Origin of the sequence: Agrobacterium sp. O3.4 (assembly GCF_041414895.1) — a bacterium.
Lineage (GTDB): Bacteria > Pseudomonadota > Alphaproteobacteria > Rhizobiales > Rhizobiaceae > Agrobacterium > Agrobacterium cucumeris.
In genome coordinates, this window is record NZ_JALPZP010000004.1 from 102,426 (window position 1) to 119,416 (window position 16,991).

11 protein-coding genes are annotated in these 16,991 nt (G+C 59.4%); 8 read left to right on the forward strand and 3 right to left on the reverse strand.

Annotation, left to right across the window (positions count from 1 at the left end):
* Positions 1-303: 303 nt before the first annotated feature.
* From M0412_RS19410 to M0412_RS19445, 8 genes are all read left to right on the forward strand, one after another.
* Positions 304-2,766, forward strand: a complete 2,463-nt coding sequence (locus tag M0412_RS19410) for a glycogen/starch/alpha-glucan phosphorylase (RefSeq protein WP_142842467.1) — start codon at positions 304-306, stop codon at positions 2,764-2,766.
* On the forward strand, positions 2,766-4,973 hold the full coding sequence (gene glgB, locus M0412_RS19415; RefSeq protein WP_269701643.1) for a 1,4-alpha-glucan branching protein GlgB: 2,208 nt from the start codon (positions 2,766-2,768) through the stop codon (positions 4,971-4,973). Before M0412_RS19410 ends, glgB begins: the two co-directional genes overlap by 1 nt.
* A 21-nt stretch (positions 4,974-4,994) precedes the next feature.
* On the forward strand, positions 4,995-6,257 hold the full coding sequence (gene glgC / locus M0412_RS19420) for a glucose-1-phosphate adenylyltransferase (RefSeq protein WP_046801691.1): 1,263 nt from the start codon (positions 4,995-4,997) through the stop codon (positions 6,255-6,257).
* A gap of 5 nt (positions 6,258-6,262) precedes the next feature.
* On the forward strand, positions 6,263-7,705 hold the full coding sequence (glgA, locus tag M0412_RS19425) for a glycogen synthase GlgA (protein ID WP_142842469.1): 1,443 nt from the start codon (positions 6,263-6,265) through the stop codon (positions 7,703-7,705).
* A gap of 4 nt (positions 7,706-7,709) precedes the next feature.
* Positions 7,710-9,338: an alpha-D-glucose phosphate-specific phosphoglucomutase gene (locus M0412_RS19430; RefSeq protein ID WP_269701640.1), complete on the forward strand. Its 1,629-nt coding sequence runs from the start codon at positions 7,710-7,712 to the stop codon at positions 9,336-9,338.
* Between the two features lie 251 nt (positions 9,339-9,589).
* Positions 9,590-11,545, forward strand: a complete 1,956-nt coding sequence (gene glgX, locus M0412_RS19435; protein WP_269701638.1) for a glycogen debranching protein GlgX — start codon at positions 9,590-9,592, stop codon at positions 11,543-11,545.
* Positions 11,546-11,599: 54 nt separating this feature from the next.
* Positions 11,600-12,088, forward strand: a complete 489-nt coding sequence (locus M0412_RS19440) for a MaoC family dehydratase (protein WP_269701636.1) — start codon at positions 11,600-11,602, stop codon at positions 12,086-12,088.
* 24 nt (positions 12,089-12,112) lie between these two features.
* The gene (locus M0412_RS19445; protein ID WP_269701634.1) at positions 12,113-13,165 is read left to right on the forward strand and encodes a DUF2332 domain-containing protein; all 1,053 of its coding nucleotides are present in this window, start codon (positions 12,113-12,115) and stop codon (positions 13,163-13,165) included.
* On the opposite strand, the gene M0412_RS19450 is transcribed toward M0412_RS19445, so the two are convergent.
* The 3 genes from M0412_RS19450 to M0412_RS19460 are packed head-to-tail and all read right to left on the reverse strand — an operon-like array spanning position 13,162 to position 16,980.
* Positions 13,162-13,716, reverse strand: a complete 555-nt coding sequence (locus M0412_RS19450) for a sarcosine oxidase subunit gamma (protein ID WP_269701631.1) — start codon at positions 13,714-13,716, stop codon at positions 13,162-13,164. The genes M0412_RS19445 and M0412_RS19450 overlap by 4 nt on opposite strands.
* Positions 13,709-16,669, reverse strand: coding sequence for a sarcosine oxidase subunit alpha (locus M0412_RS19455; RefSeq protein WP_269701629.1), 2,961 nt, complete (start codon positions 16,667-16,669; stop codon positions 13,709-13,711). The genes M0412_RS19450 and M0412_RS19455 overlap by 8 nt, the downstream gene beginning before the upstream one ends.
* Positions 16,666-16,980 carry a sarcosine oxidase subunit delta gene (locus tag M0412_RS19460; RefSeq protein ID WP_137087356.1) on the reverse strand — a complete coding sequence of 105 codons (315 nt, stop codon included), beginning with the start codon at positions 16,978-16,980 and terminating at the stop codon, positions 16,666-16,668. Before M0412_RS19460 ends, M0412_RS19455 begins: the two co-directional genes overlap by 4 nt.
* Positions 16,981-16,991 lie beyond the last annotated feature (11 nt).

Consider the following 16,991-nt stretch of genomic DNA (forward strand, 5'->3'; position numbering starts at 1 on the left):
GATTTCAGGACCGGTGAACCACTTCAGAAAGTATTGCAGCCTCTCTCCCTTTTTTGAACGATGCCCCGCATCGCAACGACCACGCAAACCCGTTCAAGAACGGCGCATAAAGAGCGCGCAATGCCTTTGGCGGTCCTCGGGATGCTGAAGGAAAAGTCTTATTTTTCATAATATTAAGCCCTCCAACTTTCCGCGAAAATTGCTGTTGCCACGCCTCCATATCGATGCATAAACTGGCATCAGCAAAGGCAACACGGATCAACCTCTCAGACCCTCTCCTCCCACCAAGGTGCTGACCGACCAATGATCAATAATCTCAACGCCGCCGATCTTCCCCGCCCCGCCCCGCGCAGTTCCAACCCGGAAATCATGGCAGCGGAAATCATCGAGCGACTGACTTACCGTATCGGCAAGGACGTCAAGGTAGCCAAGCCGCATGACTGGCTGACCGCGACCATTCTCGTCGTTCGCGACCGCATCATCGACAAGTGGATGGAATCCACCCGCAAGGCCTATGCCAACAATTCCAAGCGCGTTTATTATCTGTCGCTGGAATTCCTGATCGGCCGCCTGATGCGCGACGCCATTTCCAACATAGGCCTGATGCACGAAATCCGCGACGCGCTGTCCTCGCTCGGTGTCGATCTCGACGTTATCGCCGGGCTGGAGCCGGATGCCGCACTCGGCAATGGCGGCCTTGGTCGTCTCGCCGCCTGCTTCATGGAATCCATGGCGACCGTCGACATTCCCGCCTATGGTTACGGCATTCGTTACGTGCACGGCCTCTTCCGCCAGCAGATGGCGGATGGCTGGCAGGTGGAACTGCCGGAGACCTGGCTGGCACACGGCAACCCCTGGGAATTCGAGCGCCGCGAAAGCTCCTATGAGATCGGCTTCGGCGGATCGGTGGAAACCATCGGCGGCTATGAAGACCCGCAGCGTTTCGTCTGGAAACCGGCCGAACGCGTCATCGCCATGGCTTACGACACACCGGTCGTCGGCTGGCGCGGCACCCGCGTCAACACGCTGCGCCTGTGGTCGGCACAGCCGATCGACCCCATTCTGCTCGCCGCCTTCAATGCCGGCGATCACATCGGCGCATTGCGCGAGAGCAACAAGGCGGAAAGCCTGACGCGGGTTCTCTACCCTGCGGACGCGACGCCGGCCGGCCAGGAACTGCGCCTGCGGCAGGAGTTCTTCTTCTCCTCCGCCTCGCTGCAGGACATTCTGCGCCGCCATCTGCAGCAATATCCTGATTTCACCTCCCTGCCGGACAAGGTTTCGATCCAGCTCAACGACACACATCCGGCCATTTCTATCTGCGAAATGATGCGCCTGCTGTGCGACGTGCATGGCCTCGAATTCGATGACGCCTGGAAGATCACGCAGGGGACTTTCTCCTACACCAATCACACGCTTCTGCCGGAAGCGCTGGAAAGCTGGCCGGTGCCGCTGCTTGAGCGTCTTCTTCCAAGACATATGCAGATCGTTTATGCGATCAACGCCAATACGCTGGTCTATGCCCGCAAGGAAAAGAAGATGGCGGATCAGCAGATCCGTTCGATCTCTCTCATTGACGAAGGCGGCGAACGCCGCGTGCGCATGGGCAACCTCGCCTTCATCGGCTCGCATTCGATCAACGGCGTTTCTGCCCTTCATACCGAACTGATGAAGGAAACGGTGTTTGCCGACCTGCACGGCCTCTACCCCGATCGTATCAACAACAAGACCAACGGCATCACGCCACGCCGCTGGCTGATGCAATGCAATCCCGGCCTGACAGGACTGGTGCGCGAAGCGATCGGCGACGACTTCCTTGACGATGCGGAAAAGCTCACCGCGCTCGACCGCTTTGCCGACGACGCCGGTTTCCGCGAAAAATTCGCCGAAGTGAAGCGTCTGAACAAGGTGCGCCTTGCCAATACGGTGGCGCAACGCATGGGCATCCGTGTCGATCCTTCGGCCATGTTCGATATCCAGATCAAGCGCATCCACGAATATAAGCGCCAGCTTTTGAACCTTGTCGAAACGGTGGCGCTTTACGACCAGATCCGTTCCCACCCGGAACTGGAATGGGTACCGCGCGTTAAGTTCTTCGCAGGCAAGGCGGCGCCGAGTTATCACAACGCGAAGCTGATCATAAAGCTTGCCAATGATATTGCCCGGGTCATCAACAACGATCCGGCCGTGCGCGGGCTTCTGAAAGTGGTGTTTATTCCGAACTATAATGTGTCGCTTGCGGAAATCATGGTTCCCGCCGCCGATCTATCGGAACAGATTTCGACCGCCGGCATGGAAGCATCCGGCACCGGCAACATGAAATTCGCACTGAACGGCGCGCTAACCATCGGCACGCTCGATGGCGCAAATGTCGAAATGCTCGAACATGTCGGCGCTGACAACATCGTCATCTTCGGCATGACGGCGGAAGAAGTCGCAAAGGCGCGGGCCGAAGGTCACAATCCCCGTGCGATCATCGAACAGTCCGCGGAATTGTCGCAGGCGCTGTCGTCCATTGCGTCAGGCGTGTTCTCGCCCGATGACCGCTCGCGTTTTGCCGGCCTTATTGACGGTATATACAATAGCGACTGGTTCATGGTCGCTGCCGATTTCGACGCCTATGCCGACGCGCAGCGCAAGGTGGATGCGATCTGGAGCGATCAGGATAGCTGGAACACCAAAACAGTGCGCAACACGGCGCGTATGGGCTGGTTCTCGTCCGACAGGACGATCCGGCAATATGCCACCGAGATCTGGAGAGCCTGATGAAAAAACCGCTCAATTCGGCCGAAGAGAAAAAGACTGGCGAAATCACGAAGGCTGAAATCGAGGCGATCAAGAGCGGTTTGCATTCCAATCCCTTTGCCCTTCTCGGCGTTCACGAAACGCCGGAAGGGTTTTCCGCCCGCTGTTTCATCCCGGGCGCTGAAGAAGTGTCCGTCCTAACATTGGACGGAAATTTCATCGGCGAACTAAAGCGGCTCGATCCGGAAGGTTTTTTCGAAGGCCCGGTCGAGCTTGCATCGCGCCAGCCGGTGCGTTACCGCGCCGGCCGCGACGATGCCGAATGGGCAGTGACCGACCCCTACAGCTTCGGCCCGGTTCTTGGACCCATGGACGATTATTTCGTCCGTGAAGGCTCGCATCTGCGGCTCTTTGACAAGATGGGCGCGCATCCTCTGAAGCTCGAGGGCGTCGAGGGTTTCCACTTTGCCGTCTGGGCACCCAATGCGCGGCGCGTTTCTGTGGTTGGCGATTTCAACAATTGGGATGGACGCCGGCATGTCATGCGTTTCCGCAAGGATACCGGCATCTGGGAAATCTTCGCGCCCGACGTCTATGCCGGTTGCGCTTACAAATTCGAAATTCTCGGTGCCAATGGCGAGCTCCTGCCGCTGAAGGCCGACCCTTATGCCCGGCGCGGCGAGTTGCGGCCGAAAAACGCTTCCGTCACCGCACCGGAACTGGCTCAGAAATGGGAAGATCAGGCTCACCGCGAACATTGGGCGCAGGTGGACCAGCGCCGCCAGCCGATCAGCATTTACGAGGTTCACGCCGGTTCCTGGCAACGCCGCGAGGACGGCACCTTCCTCAGCTGGGATGAACTGGCCGCGCAGCTCATTCCCTATTGCACGGATATGGGCTTCACTCATATCGAGTTCCTGCCGATTACCGAACACCCCTATGACCCCTCCTGGGGTTACCAGACGACCGGCCTTTATGCTCCGACCGCCCGTTTCGGTGATCCGGAAGGTTTCGCGCGGTTCGTCAACGGCGCTCACAAGGTCGGCATCGGCGTCATCCTCGACTGGGTGCCGGCACATTTCCCGACTGACGAGCACGGCCTGCGCTGGTTTGACGGCACGGCGCTTTATGAGCACGCCGATCCACGTCAGGGTTTTCATCCCGACTGGAACACGGCCATCTATAATTTCGGCCGTGTTGAGGTGATGTCCTACCTCATCAACAATGCGCTTTATTGGGCCGAAAAATTCCATCTTGACGGCCTGCGTGTCGATGCGGTCGCCTCGATGCTTTACCTCGATTATTCCCGCAAGGAAGGCGAGTGGATTCCCAACGAATATGGCGGGCGTGAAAACCTCGAATCCGTCCGCTTCCTGCAGAAAATGAATTCGCTCGTTTATGGCACTCATCCCGGCGTCATGACCATTGCGGAAGAATCCACCTCCTGGCCAAAAGTCTCCCAGCCCGTTCATGAAGGCGGCCTCGGTTTCGGCTTCAAATGGAACATGGGCTTCATGCACGACACGCTGAGCTACTTCTCGCGTGAGCCGGTGCATCGCAAGTTCCACCATCAGGAACTGACCTTCGGTCTGCTTTACGCCTTCACCGAAAATTTCGTGTTGCCGCTTTCCCATGACGAGGTGGTGCACGGCAAGGGATCGCTGATTGCCAAAATGGCGGGCGACGACTGGCAGAAATTCGCCAACCTGCGATCCTATTACGGCTTCATGTGGGGTTATCCCGGCAAGAAGCTGCTGTTCATGGGCCAGGAATTCGCGCAATGGAGCGAGTGGAGCGAAAAAAAATCGCTCGACTGGAATCTGCGCCAATATCCCATGCATGAGGGCATGCGCCGCCTCGTGCGTGATCTTAACCTCACCTATCGTTCAAAACCCGCTTTGCACGCCCGCGACTGCGAGCCGGAAGGTTTCCGCTGGCTGGTGGTCGAGGACCACGACAATTCCGTCTTTGCCTGGTTGCGCATGGCGCCCGGTGAAAAACCGGTGGCAGTCATCTGCAATCTCACCCCGGTTTACCGGGAAAGTTATTATGTGCCGCTGCCCCAGGCCGGGCGGTGGCGGGAGATTCTCAACACCGATGCCGAAATCTATGGCGGCAGCGGCAAGGGAAATGGCGGACGCGTTCAGGCGGTCGATGCCGGCGGAGAAATCGGGGCGATGCTCGTCCTGCCGCCTCTGGCGACGATCATGCTTGAGCCGGAAAACTGACAGACAGAGAGGGAGGACACCATGTCGGAAAAAAGAGTTCAGCCACTGGCGCGTGATGCAATGGCCTATGTCCTCGCAGGCGGCAGAGGAAGCCGCCTGAAGGAGCTGACGGACCGCCGGGCAAAACCCGCCGTCTATTTCGGCGGCAAGGCACGCATCATCGATTTTGCGCTCTCCAACGCGCTCAATTCCGGCATTCGCCGCATCGGCGTCGCCACGCAATACAAGGCGCATTCGCTCATCCGCCACCTGCAGCGCGGATGGGACTTTTTCCGCCCCGAACGTAATGAAAGCTTCGATATTCTGCCAGCCTCGCAGCGCGTGTCCGAAACGCAATGGTATGAAGGCACCGCAGACGCCGTCTATCAGAACATCGACATCATCGAGCCCTATGCGCCAGAATATATGGTCATTCTCGCCGGCGATCACATCTACAAGATGGATTACGAATACATGCTGCAGCAGCATGTCGATTCCGGTGCTGATGTGACGATCGGCTGCCTTGAAGTGCCGCGCATGGAAGCGACCGGCTTCGGTGTGATGCATGTGAACGAAAAAGACGAGATCATCGACTTCATTGAAAAACCGGCCGATCCGCCCGGCATTCCTGGCAATGAAGGTTTTGCGCTCGCCTCAATGGGCATTTATGTCTTCCACACGAAATTCCTGATGGAAGCGCTGCGACGCGACGCCGCCGACCCGACCTCCAGCCGCGATTTCGGCAAGGATATCATTCCCTATATCGTCAAGCACGGCAAAGCCGTCGCCCACCGCTTCGCGGATTCCTGCGTGCGCTCGGATTTCGAACACGGGCCGTACTGGCGCGACGTCGGCACCATAGATGCCTATTGGCAGGCCAATATCGACCTCACGGACGTGGTGCCCGACCTCGACATCTACGACAAATCCTGGCCGATCTGGACCTATGCGGAAATCACCCCACCGGCCAAATTCGTGCATGACGATGAGGATCGTCGCGGTTCGGCCGTGTCGTCGGTCGTCTCGGGCGACTGCATCATTTCCGGTGCGGCCCTCACGCGCAGCCTGTTGTTTACCGGCGTGCGCGCCAATTCATACTCCCGCCTTGAGAATGCCGTAGTACTGCCGAGTGTGAAGATCGGGCGTCATGCCCAGCTCAGCAATGTCGTCATCGACCATGGCGTGGTCATTCCGGAAGGACTGATTGTAGGAGAAGACCCAGAACTGGATGCCAAACGTTTCCGCCGCACGGAAAATGGCATCTGCCTTATCACCCAATCGATGATCGACAAGCTGGACCTGTAGAGCCCATGAATGTCCTTTCGGTTTCATCCGAAATCTATCCCCTGATCAAGACCGGAGGGCTCGCCGACGTTGTCGGCGCGCTCCCCATCGCGCTCGAAGCCCACGGCGTCAGAACACGGACATTGATACCCGGCTATCCGGCGGTGAAAGCCGCCGTGACGGACCCCGTCAAATGTTTCGAATTTACCGATCTGCTCGGTGAAAAAGCCGAGGTGCTCGAGGTACGGCATGAGGGGTTGGATCTCCTCATCCTCGATGCACCCGCTTATTACGAGCGGTCCGGCGGACCTTATCTCGACCAGACCGGCAAGGATTATCCAGACAATTGGAAGCGCTTCGCGGCACTGTCGCTCGCGGCAGCCCGCATTGCCGCCGGCGCGCTTCCCGACTGGCGGCCGGATATGGTGCATGCCCATGACTGGCAGGCTGCCATGACACCGGTCTATATGCGTTATGCGCAAACGCCGGAGATTCCGAGCCTTCTCACCATCCACAACATCGCCTTCCAGGGTCAGTTCGGCGCCAATATCTTCAGCAAACTGGCACTGCCCCCACATTCCTTCGGCATGGAAGGCATCGAATATTATAACGATGTGAGCTTCCTGAAGGGCGGCCTGCAGACGGCAACCGCACTTAGCACCGTCAGCCCATCCTATGCCGAGGAGATCCTCACCCCGCAATTCGGCATGGGCCTGCACGGCGTCATCGGCAGCCGCGCCCATGTGCTGCACGGCATCGTCAACGGCATCGATGCCGATGTCTGGAACCCGGCGACAGACCATCTGATCCACGACAATTATTCGGCCGCCAATCTCAAGAACCGCGCGCTGAACAAGAAGGCGGTCGCTGAGCATTTCCGCATCGATGACGACGACAGCCCGCTTTTCTGCATCATTTCCCGCCTCACCTGGCAGAAGGGCATCGACCTCATGGCGGAAGCCGTGGACGAGATCGTTGCTCTCGGCGGTCGTCTTGTGGTGCTTGGCGCAGGCGAAGTGGCGCTGGAAGGCGCGCTTCTGGCGGCCGCATCCCGTCACCATGGCCGCGTCGGTGTTGCCGTCGGTTATAACGAGCCGCTGTCGCATCTGATGCAGGCGGGCTGTGACGCGATCATCATTCCCTCGCGTTTCGAGCCCTGCGGGCTTACCCAGCTTTACGCGTTGCGTTACGGCTGCATTCCGGTTGTCGCCCGCACCGGCGGCCTTGCCGACACGGTGATCGACGCCAACCACGCCGCCATCGCCAATAAATCGGCGACCGGCGTGCAATTCTCGCCCGTCACGCTTGACGGTCTCAAACAGGCGATCCGCCGGACCGTGCGTTATTATCACGACCCGAAACTTTGGACACAAATGCAGAAACTCGGCATGAAATCCGATGTTTCCTGGGAAAAAAGCGCCGGTCTTTACGCCGCGCTTTACAGCCAGCTTATTTCGAAAGGCCATTGAAACAATGATCAAGACCGTTCAGACCAAGCCCTATCAGGACCAGAAGCCGGGCACTTCCGGCCTGCGCAAAAAGGTGCCGGTTTTCGCCCAGGAAAATTACGCCGAGAACTTCATCCAGTCGATCTTTGACGCGCTTGAGGGCTTTCAGGGCCAGACGCTGGTGATTGGCGGCGACGGCCGTTATTACAACCGCGAAGTCATCCAGAAGGCGATCAAGATGGCCGCCGCTGCCGGTTTCGGCAAGGTTCTGGTTGGTCAGGGCGGCATTCTTTCCACGCCCGCCGCCTCCAACATCATCCGTAAATTCAAGGCCTTCGGCGGCATCGTTCTTTCCGCCAGCCACAATCCCGGCGGCCCGAACGAAGATTTCGGCATCAAATACAATATTGGCAATGGTGGCCCGGCACCGGAAAAGATCACCGACGCAATCTATGCCCGTTCCAGGGTCATCGACAGCTACAAGATTTCCGATGCCGCCGATATCGATCTCGACAAGGTGGGCAGCTTCAAAGTCGATGAACTGACGGTCGAGGTAATCGATCCGGTCACCGATTACGCGGCGCTGATGGAAGAGCTGTTCGATTTCGCCGCCATCCGTGCGCTGATTGCTGGTGGTTTCAAGGTCGTGGTCGATTCCATGAGCGCGGTTACCGGCCCTTATGCCGTGGAAATCATCGAAAAGCGCCTCGGCGCGCCGAAGGGTTCCGTCCGCAACGCAACGCCACTCCCGGATTTCGGCGGCCACCATCCAGACCCTAACCTTGTCCATGCCAAGGAGCTTTATGACGATGTCATGAGCCCGCAGGGTCCGGATTTCGGCGCGGCTTCCGATGGCGACGGCGACCGCAACATGGTCGTCGGCAAGGGCATGTTCGTCACGCCATCAGACAGTCTCGCGATCATCGCGGCCAATGCCAGACTGGCACCCGGTTATGCCGCAGGCATTTCCGGCATTGCCCGCTCCATGCCAACAAGTGCGGCAGCGGACCGCGTCGCCGAAAAGCTCGGGCTTGGCATGTATGAAACGCCGACCGGCTGGAAATTCTTCGGCAATCTCATGGACGCCGGCAAGGTGACAATCTGCGGCGAGGAAAGCTTTGGCACCGGCTCCAACCATGTGCGTGAAAAGGATGGCCTCTGGGCCGTGCTGTTCTGGCTGAACATCGTCGCCGCCCGCAAGGAAAGCGTAAAAGACATCGTCACAAAGCACTGGGCCGAATATGGCCGCAACTATTATTCCCGCCATGACTATGAAGAAGTGGATTCGGACGCCGCCAACACGCTGGTCGCCACCCTGCGCGAAAAACTCGCCACGCTCCCCGGCACCAGCTATGGCAATCTGAAGGTCGCCGCTGCGGATGATTTCGCCTATCACGATCCGGTCGATCAGTCGGTGAGCAAAAATCAGGGTATCCGCATCCTGTTCGAGGGCGGTTCGCGCATCGTACTGCGCCTTTCCGGCACCGGCACGGCAGGCGCGACGCTCAGGCTTTACGTGGAGCGTTACGAGGCGGATGCGGCCCGTCATGGCATCGAAACTCAGGAGGCACTCGCCGACCTTATTGCCGTGGCCGATACGATCGCCGGTATCAAGGCCCATACCGGCCGCAACGAACCGAGCGTTATTACCTGAAGTTGCCGCGGCGCTTGTCTCTTCCGGGAGAGAGGGCGCCGCGCAATAGGATGGCATCTGGCAAGGCAGACTATAGGGGTGACACACCCTTCGCCACATTCGGCATCATCCTCGGGCTTGGCCCGAGGATCCATGGTGCAGTCGGGTTGTGGGTCCCTCGGGTCAAGCCCGAGGATGACGTAGGAGAGGCTCCAGCCCTCTAACCCTGCGGACGCGTTTGAGAAGAGACGATATTCTATCGGAGAGAGACCATGCAGAACCCACCCGTTTTCCCCAAAGGCGCAACCCAGACGGAAAACGGAACGGAATTCACGGTCTATTCCCGGCACGCTTCCCAGATCGATCTTTGCCTTTTCGATGCAGCCGGTGAAAAAGAGACCGCCCGCCTGCCCATGAAGCGCGGAGAGGATGATATTCACCGTTTGACGGTGGCAGATGCCGGTTCTGGCACGCGATATGGCTACCGCGCCCACGGAATTTACGCCCCCGAACACGGCCTGTGGTTCGACCCATCAAAACTGCTGCTTGACCCCTATGCCACGGAGATCGATCGCCCCTTCCGTCATGATCCGGCGCTATACGCTTTTGGCGAAGACACGGGCGGCATCATGCCCAAGGCGATCCTTTCGCAATACGAACCGCTCAAACGCCAACCGCCGCTTTTTGCCGAAGGTGGGCTGATTTACGAACTCGCGGTCAGATCTTTCAGCAAATTGCATTCCGAGGTGCCGGAAAACATCAGGGGCACCGTAGCGGCGCTGGCCCATCCCGCCATTATCGCGCATCTGAAAAAAATCGGCGTCAATGCCGTGGAGCTGATGCCGATCACGGCATGGATCGACGAACGGCACCTGCCGCCGCTCGGCCTTTCCAATGCCTGGGGCTACAACCCGGTCGGCTTCATGGCGCTCGATCCGCGCCTCTGCCCCGGCGGCGTGCGGGAATTACGCGACACGGTGGCCGCGCTGCATGCAGAAGGTATCGGCACCATTCTCGATCTCGTCTTCAACCATACGGGTGAAAGCGATATTGAAGGCTCGGTTTTGTCATTGCGGGGTCTCGACAATCTTACCGCCTTCCGACACCCGCCCGGAGAACCGGGTGTGCTGGTCAACGACACAGGGACCGGCAATACGGTCGCCTGTGACCACCCCTATGTGCGCCAGCTCATCATCGATGCGCTCAGGCATTTTGTCGTGAATGCCGGTGTGGACGGCTTCCGTTTCGATCTGGCACCCGTGCTCGGCCGAACCGCCAATGGCTTCGATATGGCCAGCGAAACACTTGCGGCCATGCATTCAGACGCAGTGCTTCACGACCGTGTGCTGATCGCCGAACCATGGGATATCGGTCCCGGCGGTTACCAGCTCGGTAATTTTCCCGAGAGCTTTCTGGAATGGAACGACCGTGCCCGTGACGATATGCGCCGGTTCTGGCGCGGTGATGCCGGAACCACAGGGGCGCTCGCCGATGCATTGTCCGGTTCGTCACCGATCTTTTCACGCCATGGCCGCTCAAAAAGCCGCAGCGTCAATTTCCTTGCCGCCCATGACGGCTTCACGCTGTTCGATCTCGTCAGCCATGAAAACAAGCACAATGAAAAAAACGGCGAGAACAATCGCGACGGCCACAATGAAAACCATTCCTGGAACAATGGCGTCGAAGGCCCAAGCGATGATCCCGCCATTGTCGCTGCGCGCCTCGCGGATGTGAAGGCGCTGCTGTCCACGCTTTTCGTCAGCCGCGGCGCATTGATGCTGACCGCCGGTGATGAGGGCGGCCGCAGCCAGCAGGGCAACAACAATGCCTATTGTCAGGATAATGAAATCAACTGGGTCGACTGGTCGTCGCTTTCCCCGGAACTGATCGAACACACCGCGTTTCTTTCCGCATTGCGCAAACGCTTCGGCGTCTTTTCGCAAACCGCATTTTTCTCCGGCAAGGACGATGTGGCATGGCTTGCTCCCGGCGGCGAACCCATGACGGTTTCGGACTGGGAAAGGCCGGACGGACCGGCCTTCGCCATGGTGCTTTCCACCTCCGATCATGAGAGTGGAAACGATGTCGAACTCGCCGTGCTCATCAACCGCAACCGCGAGATCGTGCCCTTCACCTTGCCCGGCAATGGCTGGAAAGCTATCGGCACGGATTTCGGCAATCCGGCTTTCCTGCCTGCCCGTTCGGTGGTGTTTTATCTGCGCGGTTGATCGCCTGGCCGTCGCACCCTTATATGGCGTGCGACGCAACCGGAAAGAGACAAGATGGCAAAGGACATAGGGCTGGCTGAGATTAAAAGTCTCGTTGGCACGGAAATGGGCGTTTCCGACTGGATCGTTGTCGATCAGACGATGATCGACGCTTTCGCAAAGGCAACTTTGGACGAACAGTTCATCCACACGGACCCGGAGCGCGCCAAAGCGGAAAGCCCGTTTGGTGGCACCATCGCGCATGGGTTCCTGACGCTGTCTCTGCTTTCGGCACTATATTATGACGCCGTGCCCCCTATTCGCGAGCAGACGATGGGCCTCAATTACGGCTTCGACGCCGTCCGTTTCGTCGCGCCGGTTAAATCTGGTGCGCGGGTGCGCGGCCGGTTCCTCCTGGCGGAAGCCCGCTTTCGCGGCGCCGCCATGCTGATGACGACCTATGACGTGACGGTGGAGATTGAAAACGAAAGAAAGCCGGCGCTCACCGCCCGCTGGACGACGATCACCCAGTTCAATCCGGAGGACAGGCCGGAGGATATCTGACCCACGAACCAAGGGAGAGACCGCATGCATGATGAAGCCGTAAGAAATGCGTTTCTCGTTCAGGCAAGGGCTTGCGACAGCCTTGGCTCGCCCTTTACTGCACGGCTCTGCCGCGCGGTCTCAGCGCGGCTGGATCGCCAGACGGAAGTGGGCCGGAAAATCCTTTCCTGGCCCGGTGATGTTGGCCCCTCCGGTGATTCCGTGCCGCTGCGGCTGGCGGGCGCCCTGCATGCACTTGCCATTGAGGACAAGATCGCGCCGCTTGTCGATATCGCACCTGAAAACGAGGATACGTTGTGGCAGGCCTGCGAGGATGCGTTACGCTTTCACGCGGCCTTTATCCTCGATAGGTTGACATCACCACCGCAGACCAACGAAGTGCGCCGTTCCGCAGTGCTGCTGCCGGGTTTTCTGACGATTGCAGCACTTGCCGGCAAGCCGTTGGCGCTTTCAGAAGTTGGCGCCAGCGCCGGGCTGAACCTGCAATTTGACCGTTACCAGTATCGACTGGGCGACCTTGCATGGGGTGAGACGTCGGATGTCTTTCTCTCGCCGGAATGGCGCGGAAACGCTCCGCCGCCCGGTCGTCGGATTGAGGTCATCGAGCGCGCCGGCTGCGATCTCAACCCACTCGATCCGTCGTCCGCCGAAGATCGCCTGCGGTTGATGTCCTATGTCTGGGCCGACCAGACCGACAGGCTGGAGCGAACGGCAGCGGCTCTACAGATTGCGGTGGAGAACGGCTTGCACGTCGAAAAGGCCGACGCTATCGACTGGCTGAAACGCCGCCTTGCCACACCACATTCGGGTGCCACCCATGTCGTCTACCATTCCGTCGCCTGGCAATATCTGCCGGATGCCTTGAAGCAGGCCGGCGAAGCCTTGATTGCCGAGGCAGGCGCCCGCGCCACGCCCGAGGCTCCGCTTGCCCGCCTGCAGATGGAGGCGGACCAGACGCCGGGCAGCGCCGCGATTACCCTGCAAATCTGGCCAACCGGCGAGAAACAGGAAATCGGCCGCGCCGATTTTCATGGGCGATGGGTGGAATGGCGCGGCTGGAAAAACCAGTCGATTTAAACCACCACGTCCTCAGCCGCCTCCTGCAGCAGCCCGCCGACATAATCGGCGAAGGAGCGCCAGCATTCCACCCGGAACGTATCATCCGCCGTGCGCAACAGCACCACTTCCGCCTTGCCGAAAACCGTGCGTGAGCAGGCCCCGACCGGGAATTTTGCAGGCGAAAGATTCTGCGGGCAACCGGCATTAAGTGCGGCTTCCGCGCCGGGACCGGAGATGATGACGGCTGTATTGCGGTGAGAAACATCGGTTGCCGAAAACAGGCCGGAGACGCCGGAGAGCATGGCCATCAGATCGCTCTCACCCTGATCGATCACCAGCCATTCATCCGGGCCGAGCCAGAGAGCGGAACGCAGACCTGACGTAACGGCGCTTTTCGGGCTCGTGGGCAAAGAAAGACCAAGCGCTTCCGACAATGCCGGCACGGCGCTTTCCCGTGCGCGCAGCGACAGCCGTGATGCGGAAGCAGCAGGTTTTAACGAGACGAAGGGCGAGCCGCCATGGAAATCCTCAAGCACGGATTTGCGTTTTGCGTGAAGCATATCAGCCATTGAGACGGGCTCCTTCCTTGTCGAGGAAGACCATGTCGGTCACTTCGACGGCAATGGTTTTATCGGCGAGCGGGATATAAAGCGTTTCGCCCATGCGCGCCCTGCCATCCGCCACCAGCGCAAAGGCAATGGAATGGCCGAGATTTTCCGACCAGTAGGCGGAGGTGACATGGCCGAGCATGGTCATGGGTTTCGGCTGATTCGGATCAACAACGATCTGGCCGCCTTCTTCCGGGACGGTCAGCCTGTCCTTCGTCTTCAGACCCACCAGCTGCTTACGGCCGGAGCGTGTGAGATCGGGGCGCTTGAGACCGCGAATACCGACGAAATCCGTCTTCTTCTTGGAAACCGCCCAGTTGAGCCCGGCATCATCAGGCGTCACCGTGCCGTCGGTATCCTGCCCGACGATGATATAGCCCTTTTCAGCACGCAGGATATGCATGGTCTCGGTGCCATAAAGGCAACCGCCAACGGCTTCGGCCCTTTCCCGGATGGCAGACCAGACGGCTGCGCCGTAATCGGCCGGAACGTTGATTTCGAAACCAAGCTCGCCGGTGAAGGAAACCCGGAAAAGCCGCGTCGGCACGCCGCAGAACTTGCCCTCGGCCACCGCCATATGCGGGAAGGCTTCCGGCGACAGATCGATGCCCTCGACGAAAGGCGCGATCACCTCGCGTGCCTTTGGCCCCTGCACGGCAATGACAGCCCATTGTTCGGTGGCCGAGGTTAGCCAGACGTTGAGATCGGGGAACTCGGTCTGGAGATAATCCTCCATGTGCTGCAGCACACGCGGCGCGCCGCCGGTCGTCGTCGTCACATGGAAACGGTCCTCGGCAAGCCGCCCGACGACGCCATCATCATAAACGAAGCCGTCTTCACGGGTCATGATGCCATAACGGCAGCGACCGGGTTTCAGCGTATCCCAGGCGTTTGTGTAGATGAGGTTGAGGAACTTCGCCGCGTCAGGGCCGACCACCTCAATCTTGCCGAGAGTCGAGGCATCGAAGACGCCAACGCTGTCTCGCACCGTCTTGCACTCCCGGTTCAGCGCTTCATGCATGTCCTCACCCGCGCGCGGGAAAAACCAGGCGCGTTTCCAGTTTCCGACATCCTCGAACACCGCACCTGCTGCCGCCTCTTCATCGTGCATCGGCGTCTTGCGGGCCGGGTCAAACAGCGCGCCGCGCGAATGATTGATGAGTGTGCCGAAGGTGACCGGCGTATAGGGCTGGCGGAAAGTGGTGAGGCCGACCTTCGGCAAATCCCGACCCAGCGCTTCGGATGCGATGGCGAGCCCGTGCATGTTGGACATCTTGCCCTGATCCGACGCCATGCCATTGGTGGTGAAGCGTTTGATATGCTCGACGGAATGCATGCCCTCTCGCACGGCAAGGCGAATATCCTTGGCGCAGACATCATGCTGGAAATCGATGAAGGCCTTAACCCCGGTTCCTTCACCCGCGCCTTCGGCCGCGCCGATCATGCCGCCGGTCCAGTCACGGGTATTCTCGCCGGAAAACTCCACGGCGGAACCGCCTGCGGCAGCCGCCTCGGCAATCAGTGCGGAGAGATCGTCCGTGCCGTTGCAGGTGCCGATGGAAACACAGTCCTGCACATGGATGTCAGGCAGGAAGCGCTGGTTAGCCGCGTCAAACTTCAGCTTGCCGCGCGATTGCGAAAAGAGATGTACAGACGGGGTCCAGCCGGCGGAAACCACGAGCGCATCAATGGCGATCTTGCGTTTGTTCGAGCCGCCATTACGGCCAACGGTCATGGACGACACGCGCAGGCGCCCGACGGTATCATAAACGCTGTGGCCCGCCAGCACCTCGATGCCAAGTGCCCGTGCCTCATCCAGCAGCAGCCGATCCGGGTTCTCGCGGCAATCGACGATGGCGGCGATCTTCACACCGGCTTTCTTAAGGTCGAAAGCCGTTTCATAGGCCGAATCATGGGCGGTGTAGACACCCACATTATGGCCGACAGCCACCCCATAGTGATTGAGATAGGTGCGTGCGGCCGAGGCCAGCATGATGCCGGGACGGTCGTTATTGGCGAAGACCATGTGGCGCTCGATCGCGCCTGCGGCCAGAACGACCTTTTTGGCACGCACCTGCCACAGCCGCTCGCGCGGCTGGTGTCTGGCGGGCGTGGCAAGATGATCGGTCACGCGCTCCGCCAGCGCCACGAAATTGTAGTTGTAATAACCGAAGGCCGTCGTGCGGGTCAGAACACGGACGTTAGGCAGGGATTTCAGTTCGGCGAGAACCTTCTGCGCCCATTCATAGCCGGGCAGGCCATCGATAACCGCCCCCGTGTCGAAGCGCAGCGCGCCGCCGATTTCTGCATTCTCATCCACCAGAATGACGCTGATGCCGGTTTTCGCCGCAGCAAGCGCCGCTGTCAGACCGGCAACGCCACCACCGGCCACCAACAGGTCACAATGGGCATAACGGCCGGAGTAATGATCCGCATCCGGTTCGCTCGGCGCTTTGCCAAGACCGGCAGCACGGCGGATGATCGGCTCGTAAATCTTGTGCCAGGCGGCCTTCGGCCACATGAAAGTTTTGTAGTAGAAACCAGCCGCAAACATCGGCGAAAGGAAGTCGTTGATCGCGCTGATATCGAAGGACAGCGACGGAAAGCGGTTCTGTGAGGCGATGATCGCGCCATCGAACACATCCTGCACCGTTGCGCGCACATTGGGCTGCTTGCGCATGCTGTCGCGTGAGACGTCGATCAGCGCATTCGGCTCTTCCGGCCCTGCAGACAGAAAGCCGCGCGGCCGGTGATATTTGAACGAGCGGCCGATCAGATGCACGCCGTTTGCGAGAAGCGCTGAGGCAACCGTGTCGCCTTCAAGCGCAGAGTAAATCTTGCCATCAAAGGTAAAGCGCGCGGTTCTGGCGGGCGTCAGGCGACCTGCACCCTTGATACGATAATCGCCGCTCATCGAGCCGCTCCCTTTTCTGCGGAAAGAACCGTCTCGGCATCCGGTTTTGGCTCACCAGCCTTGTAGGTCATCAGAAATTTGTCGCTGACGGAATCGCGGGCGGCGTTAAAGAACCGGCCGCAGCCATGGATATGCCGCCAGCGCTCAAAAACGAGACCCTTGTCATTGTCGCGGATGAAGAAATATTCGGCGAAAGCCTCGTCCGAGATATCGGCGATATTTTCAGGCCGCGCGATATGAGCTTCGCCCGCCCAGCGGAATTCCAGTTCGGAACGGTCTTCCCCGCAATAGGGGCAATGGATCAGAAGCATCGTCGTTCCAC

Coding starts and splice junctions, on each gene's coding strand:
- M0412_RS19440 (WP_269701636.1), top strand. CDS start 11,600: ATGGCAAAGGACATAGGGCTGGCTGAGATTAAAAGTCTCGTTGGCACG.
- glgC (WP_046801691.1), top strand. CDS start 4,995: ATGTCGGAAAAAAGAGTTCAGCCACTGGCGCGTGATGCAATGGCCTAT.
- glgB (WP_269701643.1), top strand. CDS start 2,766: ATGAAAAAACCGCTCAATTCGGCCGAAGAGAAAAAGACTGGCGAAATC.
- M0412_RS19450 (WP_269701631.1), bottom strand. CDS start 13,716: ATGGCTGATATGCTTCACGCAAAACGCAAATCCGTGCTTGAGGATTTC.
- glgX (WP_269701638.1), top strand. CDS start 9,590: ATGCAGAACCCACCCGTTTTCCCCAAAGGCGCAACCCAGACGGAAAAC.
- M0412_RS19430 (WP_269701640.1), top strand. CDS start 7,710: ATGATCAAGACCGTTCAGACCAAGCCCTATCAGGACCAGAAGCCGGGC.
- glgA (WP_142842469.1), top strand. CDS start 6,263: ATGAATGTCCTTTCGGTTTCATCCGAAATCTATCCCCTGATCAAGACC.
- M0412_RS19455 (WP_269701629.1), bottom strand. CDS start 16,669: ATGAGCGGCGATTATCGTATCAAGGGTGCAGGTCGCCTGACGCCCGCC.
- M0412_RS19410 (WP_142842467.1), top strand. CDS start 304: ATGATCAATAATCTCAACGCCGCCGATCTTCCCCGCCCCGCCCCGCGC.
- M0412_RS19460 (WP_137087356.1), bottom strand. CDS start 16,980: ATGCTTCTGATCCATTGCCCCTATTGCGGGGAAGACCGTTCCGAACTG.
- M0412_RS19445 (WP_269701634.1), top strand. CDS start 12,113: ATGCATGATGAAGCCGTAAGAAATGCGTTTCTCGTTCAGGCAAGGGCT.